The following is a 24,754-nucleotide window of genomic DNA, read 5'->3' on the forward strand; positions in this document are numbered from 1 at the left end:
AGTCTTGGCGAATTTCGGACGTCGAGCTCAGGCAGTGGAACAGCAGTGCCGAACCTAGATACCCATTTGCTGCAGCATGTCGGCGATGCGGCCGAGCGTGTTGGTCAGCAGCGGGTGCGACTTTTCAAAACGACGCGCCGATTCGCTGATCTGGTCACTCAGCGAACTTTCTTCGTCATCGCTTCGCCCTAGCACCGCTTCGATTTCGGCCATGGTTTGCCGCAAGCGGGCGACATCCTCGTCGGCGAGGTCGTCCGCATTTTCCAGTTCTTGATGAACGGTTTGCAGTGCCAAGAGCAAATCTTCGCGTGTCATTAGACGTCCTTCCAGGCGCGTTGGGCTGCACTATCCAAGACCGCGTCGCAAACCTTTTGCGTTTCGAGTGCATCGCGGAAACTGGGGTGCATTTGTTCGCCGGTTTCCAGTGATTTCAGGAAGTCGGCGACTTGGTGAATGAACGTGTGTTCGTAACCAATGTTCAGTCCAGGAACCCACCAATTTTTCATGTACGGTTGTTCGCCGTCACTGATGTGCACACTTCGCCAACCGCGAACGATCGAATCGTCCGAGTGGTCAAAGTATTCGAGACGATGCAGATCGTGCAGGTCCCAGCGAATCGAGGCGTTTTCGCCATTGATTTCAAACGTGTAAAGCGCCTTGTGTCCACGAGCGTAACGAGTCGATTCGAACAAGCCGAGCGAACCGTTGTCGAAGTGACAGAAGAAGCTGCAAGCATCGTCGATCTTGACCGGCTCTTTCTTGCCCGTTTCGCTGTGCATCCGCTCTTTGACAAACGTTTCGGTCACAGCCGACACATCCTTGATGCTGCCGTTCAGCCAAAGTGCTGTATCGATACAGTGGGCCAACAAGTCACCAGTCACGCCGCTGCCCGCCGCTTCGGCATCCAAACGCCATGTCGCCGCACCACCCTGAGGCACGTCGGCGTTGATCGTCCAGTCTTGCAGGAAGTTAGCTCGGTAATGAAAGATCCGGCCCAAGCGACCTTCGTCGATCAATTGTTTGGCCAGCGTGACGGCGGGGACACGGCGATAGTTGTACCAGACCATGTTTTTCACGCCGGCCTTTTCGACCGCTTGGCACATCTCTTCGCCATCGGCTTGATTCAGTGCCAGCGGTTTTTCGCACAGCACCATCTTGCCCGCTTCGGCGGCAGCAATCGAAATCTCTTTGTGCAAATTGTTAGGCGTACAGACATCGATGGCGTCGATGTCGTCACGCTTGAGCATTTCGCGCCAATCGGTTTCGACCGACTCGTAACCCCAGTTGTCCGCGAACGCTTGTGCCTTTTCCTTGTTGCGAGCACACACCGCCTTCAAGACCGGTTTGTATTCGCATGGGAAAAAGTGGTTCGCTTGGGCATAACCGTTCGAGTGAGTTCGTCCCATGAACCCATATCCAACCATCCCAATATTCAGCGGCTTCATCGTGTGTGTTTCCTTGTTGCGTTTGTTAGCGAGTTCGGTGCGTTCGCGGAAGAACGAAAGGGGGTTATGCTGTTTGTGAAGTGCAATGCGTGTCGCGGACCTTGATCATCGTGTCGAGGATCGTGTTCCATGTATGAGGGTCTTCGAGCGTCGCATTGGGGAACATGCATCCGTCCCAACAAATGTGCTTGATGCCACGCTTCTCGGCGTCCTTGAGCCAATAGCCCGAGCACTTGACGATATCCAATTTGCCATTGGGATCATCCGCCGGGCAGTGTTTCCCGGTCTTGTCGTGCGAGCCGGCACCGTGAACCTCGCCATCATTCTGTGCGACGTGAAAGTCGATCGTCCAGGGGCGAAGTTTGTCGGTCATCTTTTCATAGGCTGCATAGAACTCTTCGTCACTGTAGCCTTCATGCAGCAGTGCATGTTCGGGCGCGTTGTAGCCCATCAAGTACAGATAGGTGTGCGCCAAGTCGGCTTGGAATCCAAGCGATTCGGGCATTCCGACGGCTTCGAGCAGATCGAGGATGTCTTTCCAGCTGTGCATGCCGGCCCAGCAGATTTCGCCTTCGGCCGCCAAACGCTCGCCATGGTCGGCCGCGATCTTGGCCGCTTCTTTGAACGTGTTGGCAATCTTTTGCGTGTTCGCCTTGGGGTCTTCACGCCACTTTTCGACACCAAACTCGGCGCTGTCGATGCGGATCGCTCCGTATTGACGCACGCCGTGGTCGTTAAAGATCCCCGCGATGCGGCAAGCCATCTTCACAGCCGACAGGAACTTGGCTTGTTGCTCGGCATCCCCCATCGCCGAATCACCAACGGTGCCCGGCCAAATCGGCGCGACCAACGAACCGACCGCCAAGCCCTTGCTGGCGATCAAATCCGCAATCTTGCGAATCTCGTCGTCGCTGGCTTCGGGATTGGTGTGCGGCAGGAACAAAAAGTAATCGATGCCATCAAACTTTTGGCCGTCGACTTCAGCTGCCGCGGTCAGGTCGAGCATCCGCTCGAGGCTGATCGGTGGCTCTTGGCCTTCGTCGGTTCCCTTGCCCACCAATCCGGGCCACATTGCATTGTGAAGTTTCATCGCTTTCATTTCCTAAAGGTGTTCGTGTGAGTCGCTGGCGGTTCGTTTAGCCGTGTTAGCTGCCGGCCTTGGGCAGATTCTTGTGCGTGTTTGGCCCAAAGTACCGTAGTCCAACCAACGGTTCGGTGCCAAGGTTTTCAATCTCGACGCCATTCGTCGCTGCGACGTGCGAGATGAAGACTTCGTCTGAAGTGTTTTCACCAAAGCGGATCATGGCGGGCGTCTGCAGATCGAGCGATCCCATCCGGCCGCGGCCTTGAACGGTGATCCAGCTGCTCGCACCTGGATCCTGCAGCGTGCATTTTGCACCGGGCTGGATCGTCAACTCTTTGGCGCTAAACAACTGCTCGCCATCGACGGTACCGTAGACGATCCACAGGTCCTCGTAACCATCGCCGCTGCGTTCTTCGTCGCGAACCGGTTCGAGGTAGTTGCTGTTTTTGAAGTGGGTGTCGACGTTCTTTTCCCAATCCAATTGCCCAACAATGAAGTCGAGGTCTTGGTGTTTCTCTTCGGGCATGTCTTTGACCAACAGCGACCAAGGCACGTAGCGGCCTTCGACGATCGATTGGTACATCCCGAATACGTCGCTGCCCCACTGCGGTTCGTACGTGCAAAGTGATCCCGGAGCGTGCAAGACGCCTGGCGGAATCAACCATCCGGTACCACGCTTGAGTCGGTACGCGCGGCTGAGGTCGAGGATGCCGTTGTCGCCAGCGTTCCAGTTTTCCAAGCAGCGACGCACGTCTTCTTTCTGCGTTCCTGGTTCGAGTCCCATGAACGTGTAGGCAAAGTTGTTGTCGACGTTGTTCAGCTGGGGTGGAAAGTAGTAGCTTTCGGGTTTGCCTTCTTGGCCCACCAATTTGGCGTCTTCGAAACTTTGATGCATGTGATGGGGGATCGGCCCCATGTTGTCAAAGAATTTCGAGTAAACGGGCCAACGATCGTATTTTGAATAGATCGCCTCGCCGACAATATCGTTACCACGCTCGGAGACGGCGTCCTTCAGCATGAACTTTTTGCCTTCGAAAAGGACAAAGCTCAATCCTTCGTGCCAGACTCGACCTTCGTTAGCCGCTTCGGTGGTACTGCCGAACCATCGCTCGTCGATACCGCCGCGGTCGGCACCAAAGCGATAATAGTCGCCGGGGTGCAACTTGATTCGGCGTCCGGGATGCAAAAATGACCGGGGGACCCAGGTGGGGGTCAATCGCAGCAGTCCCTCGCCCGCGTCCATGGCGGAGTCGAGGATTCCCGCAACGGAGTCACCTTTAATTAAGCCTTCATCCAGCTTAACGTTACCCATCGATCGTAGTACCTTTGAATCTCGCAAGGAAAGAGTATGTTCAGGCTGGAAACGTGTTCTTCGGTCACCGAGCGTGTTCAAGTGAAGTCGAAAATGCTCGGTGGGCTGAAATGGACGCCCTAAATTGGTTTCTGAGGAGTTTATGTTTTATTTGCTTCGTAACGAACGGGCAAGAACGTCACCGATTCAGAATTGTTAAAAACACGACCTTACTCGGGCCGATCGCATTCACTGACGCTTAATCGCCCTCGCATTCAAAGATTCAAAAGAACATGGCAGAAATTGTCGCACTTCGAAAATGGGACCGCCGCGAGCCTCAAATCGCCTGGGACAGCGAATCTCCCTTGTCGATGGACGTGGAAACACGCATGGGAGATATCAAAACCCGGCATGGCCGTTTCGTCGGGGGGGCATCGGATAATGTCGAAGTCGTCGAGATCGACACCGGCGTGATGCGGGTCATCGTGCTGCCCACGCGAGGCATGTCGATCTGGAAAATCGAGGCCGAAGGGATCCGGTATGGCTGGGATTCGCCCATCACTGGCCCAGTCCATCCGTCCCAAGTCCCGCTGTTTGACCCCAGCGGGCTCGGTTGGCTCGAAGGGTTCGACGAATTGGTCGTCCGCTGTGGGCTGGAAAGCAACGGGGCCCCCGAATTTGATGACTCAGGCAAGCTGAAGTACCCGCTGCACGGCCGTATCGGAAATCTGGCCGCCGATTCGTTGTCGATCGAATACGACGAGGCGTCCGGTCGGCTCGAATTGATTGGCGAAGTGATCGAATCGCGGCTGTTTTTTAAACGTTTGCGGCTAAAAACGCGGTTGCGAGTCCATGCGGGCAGCTACCGCGTGGATCTGCTGGACGACGTCACCAACGAATTGTCGACTCCAACAACGATGCAGTTGCTGTATCACATCAACGTGGGCTCGCCGATCTTGAAACCCGGCGCCGTGCTCGAAGCCGCCTGCGAAGAATTGGCTCCCAAAGACGCATTGTCCGCAAGCGAGTTGGAGACTTGGAACCAATTCGATAAACCCGAATCGGGGTACCAAGAGCGTGTCTACTTTGCCAACTTGGTGTGCGACGATTCGAGCGAAACCACTGCAATGCTCCGCACGGCGGAAAAAAATCGTGGCATGGCGGTCACCTTCAACGTCAGCCAGCTTCCCAATTTCATCTTGTGGAAAAACACCGGCGCCAAAAGCGATGGTTATGTGGTCGGAATGGAACCGGCAACTAACTTTCCCAACACGCGTTCGTTCGAAGCCGAACAGGGGCGAGTGGTGACGATCGAGCCCGCCGATACCGGGTCGTTTCGGTTGTCATTAGAAGTGCTGACCGATGAAACGGCCGTCGAAAAGGTCAGCAGCCGGATCAAGAGCCTCGCCGCGATTCACGCCCCGCAGGTTCACGATGACCCCAAAGCCGGTTGGTCGATGTAGACACACTCACGCCTTTTTGTCTTCGATGTGGCTACTGTCGCCAGACGGTGGGAGAATGGCGTCCAGTGCGAGTCTTTATCTTCTGGCCAAGGTAGCTACTATCGCGCCAGAGCGTGGATTGCAGTGCCATGAGTCGCTGCGTCGTCGTTCGGGCCTTACGGGTGATGTTTGACCATCACGACTTCGCTGAAACCGGAATTGAACATCACCTCGTCCATAAAACTGGTGATCAGCATCATGCCGCGGCACTGCTCGAGTTCAAACGATTCCGGCGTGCCGGGAGCGGGATTGAAACGAGCGAGACGGCCGTTGCCATCATGTGATACCGAGATTCGCGTGTCCTTGTCGCCACCCGAAACCTTCAAGTGGACACAGCGTTTGCGATAGCGATCCGACGTGGCGCGGTTCGCCAGTTCGCAGTGGCTGTCTCGATCGCCCGCGATCACTTTGGCGACAATCGAGTCTTCGTCGCTGAGTTCGAGATTGCCGTAACAAATCGCATTGAACAACGCACTGGCGACAGCCATCCCAATGCGAATCCGCTGGGTCGAGTTCAGCTTACCCGCGGCCGCTAGTGCTTGGATGACAAGCTGAGTCGCTGGGTTGATCGATTCGATGTCATTTCGCAGTTTGAAATAAAACTCGGGTGAACGCAGTTGCCCTGACAATGCCTGCGAAAATCGATCGCTGCCCGAATAGGCGATCGTTTGCCGCACGACAGGATTGAGCAGCATGTTAAGCGAATTTTTGGGAACAAAATTCACGGCGCCCAACGCCAACGCATCGACCGCCAAGTCCTCGGATCCGCGCGCGGTGACGACCACGGTGGGTAACTGCGATTGTTCGGACATCAACGCTTGGACTAATTCCAGTCCGTTCATGTTGGGCATTCGCAAATCGGTGACGACCAACTCGGGCATGTGCTCGGCGATCGACGCCATCGCTTCGCGTCCGTCCTGCGCACAACGTACTTGGTGAGCATCGTCTTCGAGTAGCGTCTGCATCAGCACCGTATGCGTCGGGCTGTCTTCGCACAGTAAAATGGATGCCATCGTGGACTCGTTGGTTAAGTGGAACGGAAACGCACGCGAGCCGTGCTGGTCGAGTTCGAGGGTGTAGCACCCAGCGCTTCCGCATGGGGCTACAAGGTTGAGACTCGAGTCAGCTAGGTAAGGCTCTGTTCCACGCTCGAAAAGGCGCGTGCATTCTATAGTTTAGACCAACGCCGGCCGCAGTGTGCAGCGATGCGGTACCAGAGGGGCAAGATTTTTGCCCTCGCGGTGACGTCAGCCGTTCACGCGATGGCGATGCGGCATCGCTTTGAAGCGGTCGCTTGAAGATTACCCTTTGGCCCGTCCACGCGGCCCTAGGCGGCCAAACATGCGGTCCAATTCGTCGCGACTAAAGAACAATGCGGTGGGGCGTCCGTGCGGGCAATGGTGCGTGTCTTGGTACAAATCACGCTGTTCCAGCAAGCTGGTGATCTCTTCTCGCGTGAGCGGATCGCCCGCTTTGACGGCCGCTTTACAGGCAATCGTGCTTAGCAAGTGATTCAGCAGGTCTTGCGCGTCGGGTTCTTTGCCCGCCGACATCACCGATTCCAATACCGTTCGAAGCATGTCGCCGGGCGACATGCGTTTTAGCATCGCGGGGTAAGATTGGATCAGGATCGTTTCGCCACCAAAATCGTCGATTTCGATCCCAATTCGGGCCAACGTGTCTTTGGAATCCAGCGCCGCGGTTCGTTCAGCCGGCGTCAGCGAAACAGGCTCGGGGACCAGCAATCGCTGCGATTCCAATCGCTCCGATCCGCCTAAGACCTTGTCTTTCACCCGCTCGTAAAGCACCCGTTCGTGCAGCGCGTGTTGGTCAATCACCACCATCCCCTTCTCGTCCTGCGTGACGAGATAGCGATTGTGAACTTGGAAACCGAGATAGCAAACGGTTGGGTTGCCACCGTTTGGATCACCACTGCCGGCGACAGGCTCAGCGTCCCATGGCGCATGGTCGGCCGCCGCATCACCATGGTTTGCGGCGGCATGGTTTGCGGCGGCTGCGTCGACGGCGGCATTGTCATCGACGGCGGCACCACCCGCTGCGGTCGCTGGCAAAGGCTTCGCCGGAAACGGCGCGTTGCCAGGAAACGGGCGGAAGTCCGGCAGCGAGGTGGATGGCATTGCTGGCGATGAATTCGCAGGAGACGAGCTTGCCGGTGACAAACTCGCGGGCATTGGGCTGGTTTCGCCCGTGCGTGCCCAATTGATCACGCCTTGTCGCTGTTCGGCTTCGACGCGGCTGGGAAGCCCCAGCACACTCGGTGCGGCAGCGGCGACCTCGTTTCGTGGCGCACTGCTGCTTGAATCGGTGTTGGTTTGTGGTGTCGAAGCGGGTCCGACGCGATGCGTCATGTTGGTTTTCAAGAACTGGTAACGCAGCGTCTGCAGCAGCCGTCCATACACTCGGCCACCATCGGTGAAGCGGACTTCTAGTTTTGTGGGATGGACGTTGACGTCGACCATCTCGGCAGGCATTTCCATTCGCAGAAAGCACACCGGGTGACGCCCCACCATCAACAACCCGCGATACGCTTCGCTTAACGCGTGTTGCAGCGAACGGTCGCGGATGTGGCGACCATTTAGAAACATGTACTGCATGCGATTGTTGCCTCGGCTGACCGAGGGGTCGCAGGCATAGCCGCTGACGCGAATTTGCGAGTCGTCACTTTCGATGGGGATCAGCGAATCCGCGATCTCGCCACCAAAAAACTCGGCAATGCGGTCGGACCATCGGGTTGTCGGTGGCAAATCGTAGAGCGTTTTGTCGTTGCTGGTCAAAACAAAGTGCTTGTCGGGATTGGCCAGCGCGATTCGTGTAAACGCTTCGACGATATGCCCTCGCTCGGTTTGCGCCGTCTTCAAGAAGCGGTGACGCACGGGCGTGTTGAAAAACAGATTGCGAATTTCCATCACCGTGCCGACCGGGCACCCGCAAGGGGTTGGCGATTCGATCACCCCGCCGCGAACATTGATCTCCGAGCCGCAGTCGTCGCCGATCGTGCGGCTGCGAATCGTCAATTGCGAAACGCTGCCGATCGATGCCAAGGCTTCGCCGCGAAACCCAAGGGTGTGGACGTGAAACAACGCCTCTTCGTCGGGCAGTTTGCTGGTCGCATGACTGGCCACAGCAAGCGGCAATTGTTCCGCCGTCATCCCGCAACCATCGTCGCTGATGCGGATCAGTTCGGTGCCGCCGCCATTGATCGTCACTTCAACGCGAAAGGCCCCCGCATCGACGCTGTTTTCGAGCAGTTCTTTCACGACCGATGCCGGTCGCTCAATCACTTCGCCCGCAGCGATCTTGTTGACGAGATTGGGAGGTAATTGACGAATGGTCGGCAGCGGTTTTGCAGTAGCAGTCATCCTTACGAATGTACCGTTTTACGCAAAATCAACAACCGAGAATCTGCAGCGAAACCAATGCATGCAAGCAGCGTCGGAACAATCCCACCCTCAGGCCGCAGCAGACAGCACAACCGTAGTGGACGAGGCAACGAGTCCCGCAGCGAATCCCCCCCCCCTCATGCGAAAGTTCTGAAGTCGCGTTTTTAGACATTCTTCGGGCCAAAGGCTTAGCCATTTACCAGCCGACGTCAGTAGATCCCAATGAACGGCCGGGCCGTCGGCCCTACAATTCACTGGTTTGCTTGGTCTGGTTTTCTAGGTCTTCAAAACTGACGCGACGGGTTGTGATAAAAACGCAGCATTCAAAATGCGAAAGCGGGGATGCTGCCGGGATTCGTAGCCTCATCCACTACGGGATGCTGAATCGACCGCGTTTTTAGCGGACGACCAACAGCATGCGGGCGTTGCCACGCCGGACGACCAATCGCAGCGGTTGCCGTTGTTTCTGCGCCTCGTCCAAGATCAGCGACAATTGATCTACCGACGACACTTGGATGTTCGCTGCAGATTCGATCACATCGCCAACCTGCAATTCGCCTTGGGCGGCGATGCTGCCGTCTTCGACACTGGTCACGATCAACCCGCTACGCAGCCCTTCGTATCCATATTGCTTGGCCGTTTCCGGCGTCACGGGGATCAATTCGGCGCCAAACAGTGATCCAGCACCAAACATGGCCATCGCTTCATCGGTACGCTCCTGCAAATTCACCGTGACTTGCGATGTTTTTTGGTTACGGATGATCTCCATCACCACGGTCGCTCCCGGCGGACGGCTGGCGATATAATTTCGCAGCTGCGTTCCCGAGCGGACCGGACGGCCGTCCAGTTTGGTCACCACGTCGCCAGGCTGCAGGCCCGCTTTCGCCGCAGGTTGATTCTCGAGCAGTCCGCCGATCAATGCACCTGAGTTCACCGACAGATTGTATTTTTGCACGCTTTCCGGAGTCACGTCGACCACTTGAGCCCCCAAGAAACCGCGTCGCACTTGGCCCGATTCGATGATCGATTCAAGCACCGGTTTTGCCAGCGAGACGGGGATGGCAAATCCGATCCCAGCACTTGCACCACTGCGTGACAAGATGGCGGTATTGATTCCGACCAATTCGCCTCGCAAATTCACCAGCGGCCCGCCCGAGTTGCCTGGGTTGATCGCGGCATCGGTTTGCAAAAAGTCCTCAAAACCGTTGCCGTCATCGACAATCCCTTGCACCCGGTTCTTTCCGCTGATGATGCCCGCGGTAACGGTTTGTTCCAAGCCAAAGGGGCTTCCGATTGCCAGGGCCCAATCGCCAACGCGGATGTCGTCCGAGCTCCCAAATAGTACGGGCTGCAGTCCATCCAAGTCGATTTTGATCACCGCCAAATCGGTTTGCGGGTCGGTGCCCACCATCTTGCCTTGCACAATGCGTCCGTCGTTCAGTTGGACTTTGATCTCGTCTGCGTCCTGGACAACATGGTTGTTGGTCAAAATGTAGCCGTCTTTGCGGACGATCACGCCGCTGCCCATCCCTTCGGATTCACGCCGCTGGGGGGCTTGGGGTTGATAGCCAAAGAAGTCTTCAAAGCCTGGCGGCAACGCGCGTCGCTGGCTTTGCCGGCCACCAATAATCTGGGTTTGTTTGGTGCTGATGCTGACGACACTTGGTCGCAGTGCGTCAGCAACGTTGCGAAACGACAGCGAAAGATCCTGGGCGGTGTCAAGATGCTGGCCTTGCATCGGCACCCGCGATTGGTCTTGAGCGAGGCTGTCGCGGTGCATTGATTCGGGCAAACTCAGCACGGCACCGGTCAACAGCGATCCAAACAACATCGCCGCCAACACGGCGCTAACACGCTTCCACAGATTGTCCATCAGGGTGACTCCTCAACTATTCGAATCTCAAAAAACTGTCTCTGCTCCGCTCATCTTTACCCGGCACGATCGTAGCACCAACCCTCATTGTAACGAGCCGCCGCCGGAGTCCCCGTCGCGACGGCGTCCCAGACGCTGGGGTGTCACCTCTGATGGCGTGCCCAAGGCGATCCGAAAATCAGGGGTCCGCAAACGCAAAAAAGGGCGGTAATGCCGCCGAGTGGCTGCAAACTCAGCGAAGCCTGCCCAGTTTGAAATCTTCGCGGTCTGCCGATGCGACAGCGTGCCCGAGTTCCCGCGTATTCGGAGCAAACCGTAGGCCAAAAATACCCCCTTTCCCGCCACCAGGGCTGGACATTTCCAGCCACTAATCTGGTAGGCTATCGATCGATCCACGACGCGATTCAAGGCACGCAAGCGGGCGATTCAGAGCACGCAAAATCAAAGCAAGCAAGGAGCTAATAATATCGTATGCGAGATACATTGACGGTCATTTTGGCCGGAGGGCGGGGTTCGCGTCTGGAACCGTTGACGCGAGACCGAGCCAAGCCTGCGGTCCCCTTCGGCGGCCTGTATCGAATCATTGACTTTGTGCTCAGCAATGCACTGAACAGCGGGATGCGACGCATGCTGTTGTTGACGCAGTACAAGGCCCAATCGCTCGATCGTCATATCAATCTTTCCTGGCGGAATTACTTTTGCCGTGAACTTGGCGAATTTATCGACGTCGTCCCGCCGCAACAGCGAATCGACAACAATTGGTACCAAGGCACCGCCGACGCGGTCTATCAAAACATTTACGCGATCGAGAGCGAACAGCCCAAAGACGTCGTGATCTTGGCGGGCGACCACATCTACAAAATGAACTACAAGCCGATGGTCGATTTCCATCGCAAAATGGGCGCCGATATCACGATCGGGGCGCTGCGGGTCAGCCGCGACGAAGCGAGGCAGTTTGGGGTGATGCAAGTCGACTTGGACAACCGGTTAACCGGATTCCAAGAAAAACCAGCCGATCCGATGGCGACCCCCGAGGATCCCGATGTCTGTTTGGCTTCGATGGGCATCTATGTCTTCAACGCCCGTTTCCTGTTTGAACAGCTTTGTGATGACGCCACTCGGACCGAAAGCGATCACGACTTTGGCAAGAACATCATCCCCGCGGCGATCGAACATCATCGCGTTTATGCCTTTCCGTTCTTGGACGAAAATCGGAAACGCGATGCCTATTGGCGCGACGTCGGTACCATCGACGCCTACTACGAAGCCAATATGGACTTGGTTGGCGTCGATCCCCAATTGAATCTGTACGACCAACATTGGCCGATTCGCTCGTTCCAACCGATGCTGCCGCCGCCCAAATTTGTCTTCGGAAGTGAAGGCCATTCCTCACGCCGTGGCGAGGCACTCGACTCGCTGGTTTGCCAAGGAGCGATCATCAGCGGCGGCAGCGTGGCGCGTAGCATCGTGGGGCCGAACGTCCGGGTCAACAGTTATGCTCATGTCGAAGAAAGTATCTTGTTCGAAGGGGTGGAAGTCGGGCGTCGCTGTCGTTTACGCCGCGTTATCGTGGATAAAGGAGTTCGCATCCCAGCCGAAACGGAAATCGGGTATGATCGTGCGGCCGATGAGGCACGCGGTTTTACCGTCACCGATAGCGGATTGGTCGTGATCGCCCGTGGAGAACAGCTGGCTTCGCACCCCGCCGGTGACCCCGTACCTCACTAGGCCGTACCTTACTAGGCTGTACCTCGCTAGGCCGTACATTACTAGCCTGCGCCCCTCTCGGGGTCGTACCCTGCTGGCTGCTGCATGACTCGCACGGCCGGGGCAGGTGTGGCGATTGAGCGGGGTAGGGCTTCGGCAGGTATTGCATCCGGGTGACCTTCCTCCCGCCGGGGCGGGTAGGGAAAAACTTGATGCGAACCTTCGGCATTCGCAATTGTGAACTTCCTCGTTAATTACGATTGGGCAAACGGTTATCATCGAAGAACTATTGCAGGGAAATCTCGTCCCAACGATGGTAGGTATCGTTTCCGGCCTGGTGCTATTGGCCGTGGGGCTGATGCTCGGGTACCGGTTCGGACGCAAACATAGCGAAACGGCGGGGATAGCGATGTCACAAGACGAACGCGAACGCGTCCTGCAGATGCTGCAAGAACTCGGGGCTTGGACCAACGAATACTCCGGCAATGTCTCGCAGTATCAATCTCGGCTTGGTGAACTGAGTAACGAGGTGCGGGTGGATGCCCAATCCACTCAATCGGCACCCAAGGTGATCGCGTTACTAAAACAGATCATGGACAGCAACGAGCAGTTGCAAACTCGGCTTGAATCGGCCGAGCGTCAGCTCGACAAACAAACCAAGCAGATCGAGAGCTATCTTACCGAAGCTCGCACCGATGCACTGACAGGGCTACACAACCGCCGCGCATTTGACCAAAAACTCGACGAAACCTTCGCGACGTTTCGCAAGGGCGGTCGCTCGTTCGCACTGGCACTGGTGGACATCGATCACTTCAAAAGTTTTAACGACACGCACGGGCATCAGGTCGGCGATCAAGTGCTTCAGCAGGTCGCCAAACTGCTGCAATTGGAACTCGATGACGCGATCATCGTCGCCCGCTTCGGTGGCGAAGAGTTTGCGATTCTGATGAGCGTTCCGCTGCAAATCGCCGCCGACAAAATGAACAAGGTTCGTAAAACGATGGCGTCGCACCAGATCGATTTGGGAACCAAACCCTTGTCGGTCACGATCAGCGTCGGGGTCTCCGAGCCTCGCGATGACCTCGTCGCCAGCCCCGTCGTGCGACGGGCCGACGAGGCGCTTTACGCTGCTAAGAACATCGGCCGCAACCGAGTGTATTACCACGACGGCAAAGGAACCTGTTTGGTAGGCGCTCCTGAAGTGGCCAAAGGCTGAACACAACGACTCCCCAGCTTCATTCATTTGCTTCGGCAACTTACCTGTCCTCGAACCTGCATTTCCCGAATTAAATTTAACGATGAGCGTTGACGATTCAGTAACTCCCCCGCCTTCGGACGCCGATCTGCACGAAGGCCAATCTACTTTGTTCGGGCACCCCACCGGGTTGTACACGCTGTTCTTTGCCGAGATGTGGGAGCGATTTTCCTACTACGGCATGCGAGCGCTGTTGGTCCTGTACATGATCAAAGGGTTCCTGAAATACGGAGACGAGCAAGCTTATACGGTCTATGGGGCCTACACGGCGCTCGTTTACATGACGCCGTTTTTTGGTGGCTTGTTGGCCGATCGCGTGTTGGGACAACGCCGCGCCGTGATCTTGGGTGGCGTGTTGATGGCCGCCGGCCACTTGTTGATGACCTACGAGGCACAGTGGCCATTTTTCATCGCGCTGTCGCTGCTGATTGTTGGTAACGGTTTCTTCAAACCCAACATTTCAACAATCGTCGGTTCGCTGTACCCCAAAGGCAGCGGGAAACGCGACGGCGGATTCACGATCTTCTACATGGGCATCAATCTTGGTGCCGCAATGAGTCCGTTGTTGTGCGGCTACGTCGGCGAGACCTACGGATGGCATTATGGGTTCGGGCTTGCCACGATCGGGATGTTGATCGGGCTCGCCGTGTTTGTGATGCCCACGCTGGTAACGCAGGCCCTGATCGGGCTGGGGGCGGCAATCAGCGCGATCGGCATGCTGGTGTTCCATCCGGACAATCCGTGGACCACGGCCGTGAATGTGTTTGTTGCGATCGCTTTGGTCGCCGCAGGCACGATCGCTTGCGTCGCGCTGTCGCGTGGCGGTTTGAGTGCAAGTAAGGGCCAGCGGCCTGAGGGCATGGATAGTCGTCACGACTGGATGGTGTACCTCGGGACATTGATCGCCATTCCTGTGTTGACGCTGCTGGTAAGCGGGTTTTCGCCGCTGACCGACGACGGAAAATCGCTCCAACTGATCCCGGACGAAACGATCAACAGCTTTACCGGTGACGTGCAGGAAGACGCCTCTTCCGCATCCAAGGCGGTCCGCAGCATTGCCGTCGTCTTTCTAAAGGAAGTCAGCAAGCCGGCCGGGTTGGTGTTGACCGTGATCGGGATCATCGCCTTTGGCTATCTGATTATCCAAACCTTCAAACTAGACCAAATACCACGCCAACGAATGATCGTCGCGTTGGTGTTGATCTTCTTTCAAATGTTGTTCTTTGCGTTCTTTGAACAAGCCGGCAGCAGTGTCAATTTGTTTACCGACCGGAACGTCGATCGCGTTGTCGAAACGTCGGTGGTGACCGAGTCGATGGTCGGCGAAACGATCCAGATCGAACCGACTCAGGAACAGATCGGCTATGAGTGGAAAGACGGCGAGATCTTCTCGATTTCGGACTTGGACCAGTTGCGAGCCGAGCACGAAGCCAAGGGCTTTGAAGTCGATTGGACGATTCGCGAGAGCCACGTCGGGATGGGGATCGCCTCGCGTGATGCCGAATTGCCCGCCAGCTTGTTTCAATCGGTCAATCCGATCTTCATCCTGCTGCTGGGACTTGTTTTCTCGGCACTGTGGACACAGCTGCGAATGCGAGATTCCGATCCATCCTCGCCGGTCAAGTTTGCATTTGGCTTGGCGCTGCTGGGGCTAGGGTTTGGTGCATTCTGGTACGGAGCCGTCAACGCAAACGGTCGTGGGATGGTTTCGATCAGTTGGTTGTTGCTTGGGTATCTGTTGCAAACGATGGGCGAATTGTGTCTCAGCCCCGTTGGGCTTTCGACGATGACCAAGCTCAGCCCGCGACATCTCGTCAGCACGGTGATGGGCGGTTGGTTCTTGGCGACCGCGTTTAGCCAGTACCTCGCTGCGATCATTTCGCAATTGACCGGCGTCAGCGAAGGCGGGGACACCGGCAGCGTGATTCCGCTGCCGACCGAGACGGTTGACGTGTACGGCGGCGTGTTTGGTACAATCGCAGTCACTGCGATGCTTTCAGGGCTCGCATGTTTGCTGTTGTCGCCATGGTTGAGCCGCTGGATGCACGAGCAGGATGAACGATAAAAACGATGCACGTGTGATTGGTTTGCTGCGTCGCGTGATTCGCGACTGCGGCAAACTGTATAACCATTGCGGCCAATGGATGGTGCGCCGTTATCCCACGTTGATCGAAGGTGATCCGAACCAATTCGTCGAGTTGATGGATGACCTGCATCGTGGTTTGTTGATCAAGGTGTATGTCACCATCGTTCGCGCCGATGATCGCTGGACCGGCGCGGAAAAGCGTGTTGCTGCAGCGATGATCGATCATCTGTGGGGTGAACAACTGCAGGGCGGGCAGTTGCGCGAAGCGGCTGTCGGGTTATTCGGGCAAGCCGACCAACTGTCCTGGGAATCGCTTGTCGCTCCCTTTGTCCGCTATGCACCGCTTGCCGACAGCAAGGCGCAAGTCGAAACGATCGTGATGCGTTTGGCCAATCTGGTCGCCAAGTGTGACGGGCAAACGATGCCCGAAGAATCAGTCGCGCTGCACACGTTGCAGCGGGATATCGACATGGCGCTGCATCCGGCGAATCCAAAATCAACGCTCGCTCCGATCGGAAACGCGTCCTCCGAAGGCCCTTCGGCAGTCGCCTACCAACACGAACAGCAGCAGGCGAGCGAACCGTCGGGCGATACGCCGGCAACCGAGACGGCAGCCGATCGCGAGCGTCGACTGCAAGCGGCAATGAAAGAGCTCGAGTCGCTGATCGGGTTGCAAGGCGTCAAGGATCGAGTTCGCAGCTATGCCAATTTCCTGCGACTACAGCAGCAGCGAAAAGACGCTGGGCTGGCGACGATGCCGATCAGTTTGCACATGGCGTTCATTGGGAACCCAGGCACCGGCAAAACCACGGTGGCGCGTATTGTCGGGCAAATCCTCGGTGGGCTGGGCACGCTTCCCTCAGGACACGTCATTGAAACCGATCGCAGTGGACTGGTCGCCGAGTATGCCGGGCAAACCGCGCCGAAAACCAACAAGCTCTGTGATTCCGCCAAAGGGGGCGTGTTGTTTATCGACGAAGCTTACAGTTTGGTGGACGCCTCGGGCGATGATGCCTATGGACGCGAAGCGATCCAGACGCTGCTGAAACGAATGGAAGATGATCGCGAGTCGATGGCGGTGATCTTGGCCGGTTACAGTGACGAGATGGACAAGATGATCCGCAGCAACCCTGGGTTGTCGTCGCGGATCAATACCAAGATTGATTTCGAAGACTATTCGCCTCCGGACCTGGGCCGCATCTTTGAAGGGATGTGCGAGCAGAACCAGTATCAATTGCCCAGCGAGGCGCGGCATCGCTTGTTGATCGGTTTTCAGTATCTGTATGAAAACCGCGACCGTCATTTCGGCAATGGGCGACTGGTGCGTAATGCATTCGAGGACACCATTCGCCGGCTGGCCGATCGCATCGCCGAGGTCTCGGAGTTGACCGAATCGCTGTTGACTGTGCTGCTGGCCAGCGACGTGAGTGTCCCTGGGGTCTCCGGCAGCAAGCTTGATTCGTTGATCGCCAAGTCGCACGTTTTGCGGATCCAGTGCAACGGGTGTCAACGCAAAGTGCGGATCATGCCCGATTCACTCGGCATCCGCGTTCGCTGCAAAAAGTGCGAGCACATTCAGTTAGCCGACTGGGCCGAAGTCGCCGAAAAATAGGCAGAATGTGGGATAGACTTCCAGTCTGTCATGGTCCCCCCCTTCGCTTCACGCCGTCGTAGCGAAGGTTGCCAGCCTAGTCCAAAAGTAAATCGCAAAGTGAGCCGTGGGGCACCGGGTAGCGCGTGGGACCCGGCCGCTGACGTGTCGCGGCTCACTAAATCAACAAACCGTTAACGGGCTGTTGATTTAGCCGTACGACGGACTTCCTAGTCCGTCCAGTACACCAATTGACGGACTAGGAAGTCCATCATACACCCCTTGCCGCAGGAAACTTCACTGAATCAGCAGCCCGTCGGCGATGTTTCGCTGCAGAAGATGGTGCTGACGACTTGCTGATGACAGGCTGGAGGCCAATTCCACACCTTTATGCACTGGGCGGGACGAGTCCTTCAGGCAATTTGCCTTCGGCCACTTCGTCGTCCCATTGGTCCATCAACGGCCAGCTGTCGGCAAGCGTGCCGAAATCGGCCATTTTCAAGTAGCCTCGCACGCGATCGATCGTGCGATTTAGAAAATCTTTATCGTTGCGGAAGATCGGTCCGTGGCTCGGGGCCAACCATTTGACGTCACTGTCGCGGATTCGCTCTAACGATTTTACGAACGCCTTGATGTCGCTGCCGTGGTGGGCGTCGATCGCGCCGATGCAGCCATCGCGATAGATGTTGTCGCCGCTGAGCAGCACGTCGCCGTGACGGAACGCCAACTGGCTGTCGGTGTGGCCGGGAGTGTGCCAAACTTCGAGTTCCAAATTGCCAACCTTGATGATGTCGCCATCGTTGACCTCATGCTCGATTTCGACCGGAGGCATCGCGAGCTTTAGATTCTGGGCCTCTATCTCTGCCAACGTGATCAGCGTGTCCCCTTCGCGTAGCGGTTTGGCCGCTTTGGGGTGCCCGGTGACCGTCGTCTTCAGTAGCTGTTTGGCCTTGGCCAATCCCTGGATGTGATCGACATCCGCATGCGTCGCGACAAGCGTCTTGCACCGCGACAGCGGGAAATCGAGTTGCCGAATGATTTCGACGAAATCGTCCACCGTCTCTTCGTAGCCGATGTCAATCAAAATCCATTCGTCTTGATCGTACACCAGGTAGACGTTGCAACCGAGGACCTCGCCAGCTTGAAAATTAAGCTCGATCACGCCTGGGAAAATGGGTTTACGAATCAACATGACGAATGAAATCTGAAGGGGATGAATTTGCCGGTGCGATATTCTACGCAGTCCCGGCGAACCGCGAAAACCCGGTTGACACCCCATGTGCGGCTAAGGGAAGGGCCTTGAACCAAGTGTCTTGCAGCAAGACGGCGTCGATTTGTTAGAAACCAGCGTGTTTTACGTCTCCGCGTGCGGCATCCTTCAAGATTTGTGACAACCCTTCGCGGTAGGTGGGAAAGGTCAATTTTGGCAATAAGTTCGTCTTTAATCGCCGATTCCAGACGCGTTTGTTGCTTTCGCTTCGCATTTGTTTGGCCGAACCCGCCCGTGGCGGCTCGAAAACCGGCGGAGCCACGCGGCATTGGCGAGCGATTTCACAGTAGAAATCGCGTCTTGGCATCGGTTCGTCGTCCCCAACCACGTACAACCGATGGCTACGGTCCTGCCATGCCGCGAACACGGCGCGGGCTGCATCGTGGACGTGAATCAGATTCAAATAGCCCGCTTCGGCCGAAACGATCGGCTGTCCTTGCAAAACCGAATCGATCCGCGGCACTCGCCCTGGCCCATAAATTCCCGCCAATCGCAGGATCGTCCACGGAGCAGCGGGGCGATGGCGGTGCAGTAAGTCCTCGGCCTGCAGATGCACCCGGCCTCCTTCGCGATTGGGTCGGGTGGGCGATCGTTCATCGACCCATTCGCCGCCGGTTTGGTGGTACACCCCCGTGGTGCTGATGTAGCACAGATGAGCCTGTTCCGGCACAAAATCCAGCAAATTCCGCATCCCGCCGACTTGCGACTCGACCCGCGACATCCCGCTCGCCGAATCGTAGCTGACCGCGACCAAGACCCGGTCGACCTCCGGTAGCTCCCGCAAACCAGAACGATTCGTCCAATCGGCAAGAATCGGCTGAATTTCGTGTCGCCGCAGTTCGGCAGCCCGGTCTGGGCGGCGAGTGGTGGCGAAAACGGTGTGTCCCGCATCGCAGGCCATTTTGGCGACCACGCTTCCGAGGTAGCCGCATCCGACGATCAAAATGCGTAATTTAGGCATAAAAGGGGGCTCGTTGGTGTTTTAATGCGTTCGGCGAGGCAGATTGGCGGCTTCATTTTTCCCATTCTTGCGACACCAGCTACAATAAAGCCGCGAGTGAGTCGACGGCGGAGGATGCGTCGGTAAAGCAATTCGTTAGAAACTCAGGTTCGCACCATCGTTTACGAAGTCTCAGCGAGGAGCTGCCATTGAATTCGACAGTAGCGTTAACGACCCCTCCTAGCAACGTCACCCCGTTTGGCGTCAAAGGATTGGCGGTGTTTTTGATCCTTTTGTGCCTTGCTCCGGCGGTCCCCTCGGTCCAGGCGCAGGTGGCGGTTCCGCCATCGACCACGATAAATGGTGTGGCAGGGAGTGGAATTGGCAGTGGTGTGGGCAGTGGGGTCAGCACTGGAACGCTGGTTTCGGTTCCAAATTCGCTGCAAGGGCTGCTGCGTCGCGGCGGAACCCCTGCGTCGCTCGAGCAGATGCGACTTCTGGAACAGCAACAGCAACAAGTCTCGAAGCTGGCTCGAGATTGTACTGTCAGCGTCCAGATCGGCGCGGCCCAAGGGTGTGGGGTGATCATTACCGACACCGGGTACATCTTGACCGCCGCCCACGTGGCGATGCGTCCCAACAAAAGTGCGGTGATTCGCATGTCCAACGGTCGCACCGTGATGGCAACGACGTTGGGGATGAACCGCAGTGTCGATGCAGGTTTGATCAAGATCAATGACGGACAAAACGAAGGCCAACCGTGGCCCCATGCGACGCTCGGAACCAGCGATAAATTGGTGCCTGGCATGTGGTGCATCGCGACCGGGCATCCCGGCGGCTACGACCGCGAACGAGGCCCGGTGACTCGGGTTGGCCGTATTCTGACCGTCCGCCCCGACGCGATCGTGACCGATTGTGCGTTGATCGGCGGCGACAGTGGTGGACCGCTGTTTGATATCGAGGGACGCTTGATCGCCGTGCACAGCCGGATTGGCAACGACGTTGCCGACAATTTGCATATTCCGGTGGATCATTACGACATTTCTTGGAAACGGTTGGCCGCCAGCGAAGCGTGGGGGGTACTGCCGGGATTCCGTCCCGTTTTAGGGGTTTCGGGGAATCAATCGGAGTCCGTCGCTCGCGTTCGCGAAGTCCGGAAGGGGTCTCCGGCCGAAGACGCAGGGCTAATGGTGGACGATATAGTCGAGCGTTTTGGCGACGTGAAGGTGACCGATTTTGGATCGCTGATCAAAGCCGTTGCGGACACGATGCCTGGCGAGCGGGTCGAGGTTTGGGTCAACCGTAGCAATCAGCGGGTTCGGGTTGTCGTCGAAATTGGTCGCGAGGATTAGCAGCGAAGGCTCGACGATGGTGGTAGCTCGGTCGTAAACTAGTTCGTAGGCCGAAGGGGATTTCCTTCGGCTCGGGTGTCGTTTTGTTGGAGACAGCGTTTTGAATTCATTGCTTTTAAATCTGCATCGACGAACCGTTTGCGGTGTGATCGTCTTGGTGGTTGTCTCGCTGGGGATCGCCGATACGGCACCTGCGCAGCAATCGCGAACGCCTCAGTGGTTGCGTCAAGGATTTAGTATCAAAGTCTCGCACCGCCGCGACAACGGCGAAATGATGCAGCTGGTCGATCCGATCTTGGCTTCGGTGCAGCGGTCCGTGGTTCAAGTGACCAGCGGGGGACGCCCCGTCGCGCTTGGTACGATCGTCGGCGCCGACGGCTATGTGCTGACCAAACGTAGCGAACTCAGTGGCGGTGACCCGATTCGAGTGCGGTTGCATGACGGTCGGTTGTTGCCAGCGCGGGTGGCCGCGGTGCGTCGGTCGAACGATTTGGCGTTGCTGAAAGTGGACGCCGATTTTGATTTCACTCCCGCAGAGTTTTATCCTCAGCAACCTCCGGTGGGCAGCTTTGTAATCACCCCTGGACGCACGGGGCGACCGATTGGGATTGGCAGTCTGGGTGTTTTGGAGCGGCGTGTGGATCACAAAGGGCGGCTCGGTGTCGTGTTGGGCAACAGCAGCAATGGACGAGCGCGAGTGCAAGGAGTTTGGCCCGACAGCGGTGCGGATGAAGCAGGGATTGAACCCGAGGATCAGATCATCGCGATCAACGGACAAGAAGTTTTCAACAGCGACAACGTGATCAACACCTTGCGTGGCATGTTCCCGGGTGAAAGTGTCCAGTTAACGATCCTACGTTCTGGCAACACGATGGAGATGAACGCCGGGATCCGCGAGTTTGGAGTGCTACAAGAATCGGAGAACGATTCGCGAGTCAACGGCCCCCGCAATGTCCGGCTCAGTGGGTTTGATCGCGTGTTCCAGCACGACACGGTGTTGGACCCGGACCAATGTGGCGGTCCCGTGGTCGATTCATCCGGCCGCGTGATCGGATTGAACATTGCCCGCGCCGGCCGCGTCGTCAGCTACGCGTTGCCATCATCGCTAGTGTTGCCCGAGATGGTCAACATGTTGCAAGAAGCCCGCGGATCAGCGAACTAGCGCAAAACTCGAGGATATAGGTAACGCCCCAACCGCCGTAGTGGATCTTGCTAAAGATCCCGTCGTACTGGTTGTTTAGATCCAAGTCTGGCCCGAGCCACTCGTCACGTAATTCTCCATCAGCCACCTCTCCCGAACGCAGCACGGGCGAGGTCGGACGGCCCCTCAAGGCCACGTCCGGGTGAGGGCCCGCCTCGGTCTCACTCGCACCCCGCATCAGTTCCGCGCCCGGTTCCATCAAGCCCCAGCCTCCGTAGTGGATCTTGCTAAAGATCCCGCCCCAAGACGGCAGTCACCCACTCTCAACCGACTCCATTCAATCACAACTCCGCTCCCAGCAGATGCTTTCCGCCGCAGACGCAAGCAGCAATTGCGCCGAGAATTTGAACAGGAGCAAACAGAGGAACCGGAGCCACGAATCACGTATTCTCCACAAGTCACCTCTCCCGAGCGCAGCACGGGAGAGGTCGGGCGGCCCCTCAAGGCCACGTCCGGGTGAGGGCCTGCCTCGGTCTCACTCGCACCCCGCATCAATTCCGCGCCCGGTCCGGCCACCCCCACCCTCCGTAGTGGATCTTGCTAAAGATCCCGCCCCAAAACGACCGTCAACCACACTCAACCGACCCCATTCAATCAGACCAGACACACCCGTCGCAGACGCAAGCAACAGATGCGTGGTCTTATTTGAACAGAAGCAAACAGAGGGAACAGAGTCAGACGTCACGTATTCTCCATCCTGCACCTCTCCCGAGCGAAGCACGGGAGAGGTCGGACGGGCCCTCAAGGCCACGTCCGGGTGAGGGCCTGCCTCGGTCTCACTCACGCCCCGCATCAATTCCGCGTCTGTTCCGTCTCGCTCCACCCTCCGTAGTGGATCTTGCTAAAGATCCCGCCCCAAGACGACCGTCACCCACTCTCACTCGCCCCATTCAATCAGACCAGGCACCCCCGTCGCAGACGCATGCAACAGATGCGTGGTCTTATTTTAACAGGAGCAAACAGAGGAAACAGAGCCACAAATCACGTAATTCTCCATCCAGTCACCTCTCCCGAGCGCAGCACGGGAGAGGTCGGACGGCCCCTCAAGGCCACGTCCGGGTGAGGGCCTGCCTCGGTCTCACTCGCACCGCGCATCAATTCCGCGCCCGATCCGCCTCACCCCACCCTCCGTAGTGGATCTTGCTAAAGATCCCGCCCCCCAGCCGACCGTCACCCACGCCCAGCCAAGCTCATCCAATCACATCAGATGCCCCCGCCGCAAACCTGAACGTAGATTGCGCGGTCTTAATTGAACAGGAGCAAACAGAGGGAACAGAGCCGCAGATCACCTCTTCTCTGTTATCTCCCTTGCCTCCTGTTGAATCATTTTCGGCAGCATCCTTTCCCGCCGAGTCACGACACCCATCCATTTTAAGATTTACAATTGTCAATTTAACTTTTTCAATTCTTCTCCCCGGCCTCAAAGTTGCCGCAAGCAACAGCAACCACATCGTACAACGCGCGAGTTTCAACGATCATCCCCAAGTCCCGACAGCGACGGCATGTTGTAGCCCACGGCGTGAGCCGTGGGTTACAAGACAACGCAAGAATAAAAGCCCCGAAGGGGCGACAGGAAACGCTTTGTCTCCGATCCCTCCCTTGCCTTCTGTTCAAAACTTTCCCCCGCTCCCAATCATCTCGCGTTTCTTTGCTTCGCAGCAGCAAGCTCATTTTCCGAACAATTTGCTTGCAACGGCGATTCGGATCGCCAATAATCCGTTTTCGTGATTGCGATGGACCTCAGCGGAGTGCCACCCAAGTAGCCGAAGGTGCAAGCGGAAACAGCCTCCACTGTCACTTCGATTTCCAATTGTCAATCTAATTTTCTCAGTCCTTCCCCGAGCCTACCTTCGTGGCCGCCTCCCGCCACGGATCGACTGATCCAGCGGGCGGGCCACCGCTGATGCCGCCATCCCGGTTCACGCGGCAACACTCCACCGCCGGCTGGGCGTGTACGTAGCGGCAAAGTCACCGCGGGAACCAGGTTCGATCGTTTTCCGAAAGCCCGCTAGGGGCAGCGAGTCTGCCTCAAATTACAACACCAAGATGATCGTCGTCTCCCGGATGCTCTCGAGTGATAAAGCCCAAACGACTGGACTCACCGAGTAATATAAGGTCGAATCGGCTTATATCACCCGACTGACCCGGGGTTAAAAAGATAGTTATCCCACTCAGGAGACCCTTCCATCGCAATCGTCTATGTCGACATGGATGACGTGTTGTGCGCGTACACGGTCGCTCACACCAATGCGCTGCGAAACAATCCCGATGTGGCATTTCCTCAGGGTGTTCCGGGGTTCTTCCTTGCCCTTGATCCAATTGACGGCGCGATTGAATGCATCAACGAGCTACGTGAATTGCATGACGTGTTCATTCTCACCGCTCCGTCAACTCGAAACGCACATTCCTACTCGGAAAAACGAATCTGGATTGAACAACACTTTGATTACGCGTTCACGAAAAAACTGATCCTTTCACCCGACAAGGGACTACTCAAAGGCGACTACCTGGTTGACGATCATACATCCGGAAAGGGCCAAGAACGATTTGATGGGATGCTCATCGAATTCGGATCTGAATTGTTTCCAGACTGGATCGCCGTTTTGACATTCCTGAAAAACCGTGGGATAACAATTAAGGCTTTGACATCGCGGAGCGAGGCACGAGCGGAGCCGATGTTCAAGGCCTTGGTTCAAGAAGGCCGGTGGAACGCTTTGAAGATTCAGCGATCACCCAGAGAATTTACGAAGGGTTTT

General features: G+C 56.8%; 17 protein-coding genes. 8 read left to right on the forward strand and 9 right to left on the reverse strand.

The genetic code is table 11. The annotated features are described in order from the left end of the window. Positions 1-54: 54 nt before the first annotated feature. The 4 genes from ABEA92_RS18240 to ABEA92_RS18255 form a co-directional block, all read right to left on the reverse strand. Entirely contained in the window at positions 55-315 is a 261-nt protein-coding gene (locus ABEA92_RS18240) for a DUF4404 family protein (RefSeq protein WP_345685278.1), read from the reverse strand. Continuing rightward, positions 315-1,445 carry a Gfo/Idh/MocA family protein gene (locus ABEA92_RS18245; RefSeq protein WP_345685279.1) on the reverse strand — a complete coding sequence of 377 codons (1,131 nt, stop codon included), beginning with the start codon at positions 1,443-1,445 and terminating at the stop codon, positions 315-317. The genes ABEA92_RS18240 and ABEA92_RS18245 overlap by 1 nt, the downstream gene beginning before the upstream one ends. Before the next feature lie 64 nt (positions 1,446-1,509). Next, complete coding sequence (locus ABEA92_RS18250) at positions 1,510-2,535, reverse strand: sugar phosphate isomerase/epimerase family protein (RefSeq protein ID WP_345685280.1); 1,026 nt, start codon at positions 2,533-2,535, stop codon at positions 1,510-1,512. A gap of 55 nt (positions 2,536-2,590) precedes the next feature. After that, the gene (locus ABEA92_RS18255) at positions 2,591-3,841 is read right to left on the reverse strand and encodes a hypothetical protein (protein WP_345685281.1); all 1,251 of its coding nucleotides are present in this window, start codon (positions 3,839-3,841) and stop codon (positions 2,591-2,593) included. 272 nt (positions 3,842-4,113) lie between these two features. Here ABEA92_RS18255 and ABEA92_RS18260 point away from each other — a divergent pair, with 272 nt between their 5' ends. Further along, a complete protein-coding gene (locus tag ABEA92_RS18260; protein ID WP_345685282.1) occupies positions 4,114-5,283 on the forward strand; it encodes an aldose 1-epimerase family protein in 1,170 nt (389 codons plus the stop codon). A 155-nt stretch (positions 5,284-5,438) separates the two neighbouring features. Here ABEA92_RS18260 and ABEA92_RS18265 read toward each other — a convergent pair whose 3' ends face one another. The 3 genes from ABEA92_RS18265 to ABEA92_RS18275 all read right to left on the reverse strand — a co-directional run bounded on the left by ABEA92_RS18265 (position 5,439) and on the right by ABEA92_RS18275 (position 10,596). Then, entirely contained in the window at positions 5,439-6,335 is an 897-nt protein-coding gene (locus ABEA92_RS18265) for a response regulator (RefSeq protein ID WP_345685283.1), read from the reverse strand. Between the two features lie 288 nt (positions 6,336-6,623). Further along, positions 6,624-8,702, reverse strand: coding sequence for a DNA mismatch repair endonuclease MutL (mutL, locus tag ABEA92_RS18270; protein WP_345685284.1), 2,079 nt, complete (start codon positions 8,700-8,702; stop codon positions 6,624-6,626). A gap of 418 nt (positions 8,703-9,120) precedes the next feature. Then, a complete protein-coding gene (locus ABEA92_RS18275) occupies positions 9,121-10,596 on the reverse strand; it encodes a Do family serine endopeptidase (protein ID WP_345685285.1) in 1,476 nt (491 codons plus the stop codon). A 471-nt stretch (positions 10,597-11,067) separates the two neighbouring features. Here ABEA92_RS18275 and glgC point away from each other — a divergent pair, with 471 nt between their 5' ends. From glgC to ABEA92_RS18295, 4 genes are all read left to right on the forward strand, one after another. Continuing rightward, positions 11,068-12,324, forward strand: coding sequence for a glucose-1-phosphate adenylyltransferase (gene glgC, locus ABEA92_RS18280; RefSeq protein WP_345685286.1), 1,257 nt, complete (start codon positions 11,068-11,070; stop codon positions 12,322-12,324). Positions 12,325-12,616: 292 nt separating this feature from the next. Beyond that, positions 12,617-13,519, forward strand: a complete 903-nt coding sequence (locus ABEA92_RS18285) for a GGDEF domain-containing protein (protein ID WP_345685287.1) — start codon at positions 12,617-12,619, stop codon at positions 13,517-13,519. A gap of 82 nt (positions 13,520-13,601) precedes the next feature. Continuing rightward, positions 13,602-15,623 (forward strand): peptide MFS transporter, encoded by a 2,022-nt coding sequence (locus tag ABEA92_RS18290; RefSeq protein ID WP_345685288.1) that lies wholly within the window; start codon positions 13,602-13,604, stop codon positions 15,621-15,623. Continuing rightward, positions 15,613-17,256, forward strand: a complete 1,644-nt coding sequence (locus ABEA92_RS18295; protein ID WP_345685289.1) for an AAA family ATPase — start codon at positions 15,613-15,615, stop codon at positions 17,254-17,256. The genes ABEA92_RS18290 and ABEA92_RS18295 overlap by 11 nt, the downstream gene beginning before the upstream one ends. A gap of 367 nt (positions 17,257-17,623) precedes the next feature. On the opposite strand, the gene ABEA92_RS18300 is transcribed toward ABEA92_RS18295, so the two are convergent. Both ABEA92_RS18300 and ABEA92_RS18305 read right to left on the reverse strand, forming a co-directional pair. Further along, positions 17,624-18,427: an MBL fold metallo-hydrolase gene (locus ABEA92_RS18300; protein WP_345685290.1), complete on the reverse strand. Its 804-nt coding sequence runs from the start codon at positions 18,425-18,427 to the stop codon at positions 17,624-17,626. Positions 18,428-18,572: 145 nt separating this feature from the next. Next, entirely contained in the window at positions 18,573-19,466 is an 894-nt protein-coding gene (locus ABEA92_RS18305) for an SDR family oxidoreductase (protein WP_345685291.1), read from the reverse strand. A 188-nt stretch (positions 19,467-19,654) separates the two neighbouring features. Between ABEA92_RS18305 and ABEA92_RS18310 the strand changes: the two genes are divergently transcribed. The 3 genes from ABEA92_RS18310 to ABEA92_RS18320 form a co-directional block, all read left to right on the forward strand. Next, positions 19,655-20,797 (forward strand): S1C family serine protease, encoded by a 1,143-nt coding sequence (locus ABEA92_RS18310; protein WP_345685292.1) that lies wholly within the window; start codon positions 19,655-19,657, stop codon positions 20,795-20,797. Between the two features lie 100 nt (positions 20,798-20,897). Beyond that, complete coding sequence (locus tag ABEA92_RS18315) at positions 20,898-21,959, forward strand: S1C family serine protease (RefSeq protein ID WP_345685293.1); 1,062 nt, start codon at positions 20,898-20,900, stop codon at positions 21,957-21,959. A 2,246-nt stretch (positions 21,960-24,205) separates the two neighbouring features. Further along, on the forward strand, positions 24,206-24,754 hold a 549-nt coding region (locus ABEA92_RS18320), incomplete at its 3' end, for a 5' nucleotidase, NT5C type (protein WP_345685294.1).

The sequence above is a fragment of the Novipirellula caenicola genome (genome assembly GCF_039545035.1).
GTDB classification, from domain to species: Bacteria; Planctomycetota; Planctomycetia; order Pirellulales; family Pirellulaceae; genus Novipirellula; species Novipirellula caenicola.

Excerpts from the sequence above, each read along its gene's own strand:
- ABEA92_RS18285 (WP_345685287.1), top strand. The coding sequence starts at position 12,617 with ATGGTAGGTATCGTTTCCGGCCTGGTGCTATTGGCCGTGGGGCTGATG.
- ABEA92_RS18275 (WP_345685285.1), bottom strand. The coding sequence starts at position 10,596 with ATGGACAATCTGTGGAAGCGTGTTAGCGCCGTGTTGGCGGCGATGTTG.
- ABEA92_RS18265 (WP_345685283.1), bottom strand. The coding sequence starts at position 6,335 with ATGGCATCCATTTTACTGTGCGAAGACAGCCCGACGCATACGGTGCTG.
- ABEA92_RS18240 (WP_345685278.1), bottom strand. The coding sequence starts at position 315 with ATGACACGCGAAGATTTGCTCTTGGCACTGCAAACCGTTCATCAAGAA.
- ABEA92_RS18295 (WP_345685289.1), top strand. The coding sequence starts at position 15,613 with ATGAACGATAAAAACGATGCACGTGTGATTGGTTTGCTGCGTCGCGTG.
- ABEA92_RS18300 (WP_345685290.1), bottom strand. The coding sequence starts at position 18,427 with ATGTTGATTCGTAAACCCATTTTCCCAGGCGTGATCGAGCTTAATTTT.
- ABEA92_RS18305 (WP_345685291.1), bottom strand. The coding sequence starts at position 19,466 with ATGCCTAAATTACGCATTTTGATCGTCGGATGCGGCTACCTCGGAAGC.
- mutL (WP_345685284.1), bottom strand. The coding sequence starts at position 8,702 with ATGACTGCTACTGCAAAACCGCTGCCGACCATTCGTCAATTACCTCCC.
- ABEA92_RS18250 (WP_345685280.1), bottom strand. The coding sequence starts at position 2,535 with ATGAAACTTCACAATGCAATGTGGCCCGGATTGGTGGGCAAGGGAACC.
- glgC (WP_345685286.1), top strand. The coding sequence starts at position 11,068 with ATGCGAGATACATTGACGGTCATTTTGGCCGGAGGGCGGGGTTCGCGT.
- ABEA92_RS18260 (WP_345685282.1), top strand. The coding sequence starts at position 4,114 with ATGGCAGAAATTGTCGCACTTCGAAAATGGGACCGCCGCGAGCCTCAA.
- ABEA92_RS18245 (WP_345685279.1), bottom strand. The coding sequence starts at position 1,445 with ATGAAGCCGCTGAATATTGGGATGGTTGGATATGGGTTCATGGGACGA.
- ABEA92_RS18255 (WP_345685281.1), bottom strand. The coding sequence starts at position 3,841 with ATGGGTAACGTTAAGCTGGATGAAGGCTTAATTAAAGGTGACTCCGTT.
- ABEA92_RS18290 (WP_345685288.1), top strand. The coding sequence starts at position 13,602 with ATGAGCGTTGACGATTCAGTAACTCCCCCGCCTTCGGACGCCGATCTG.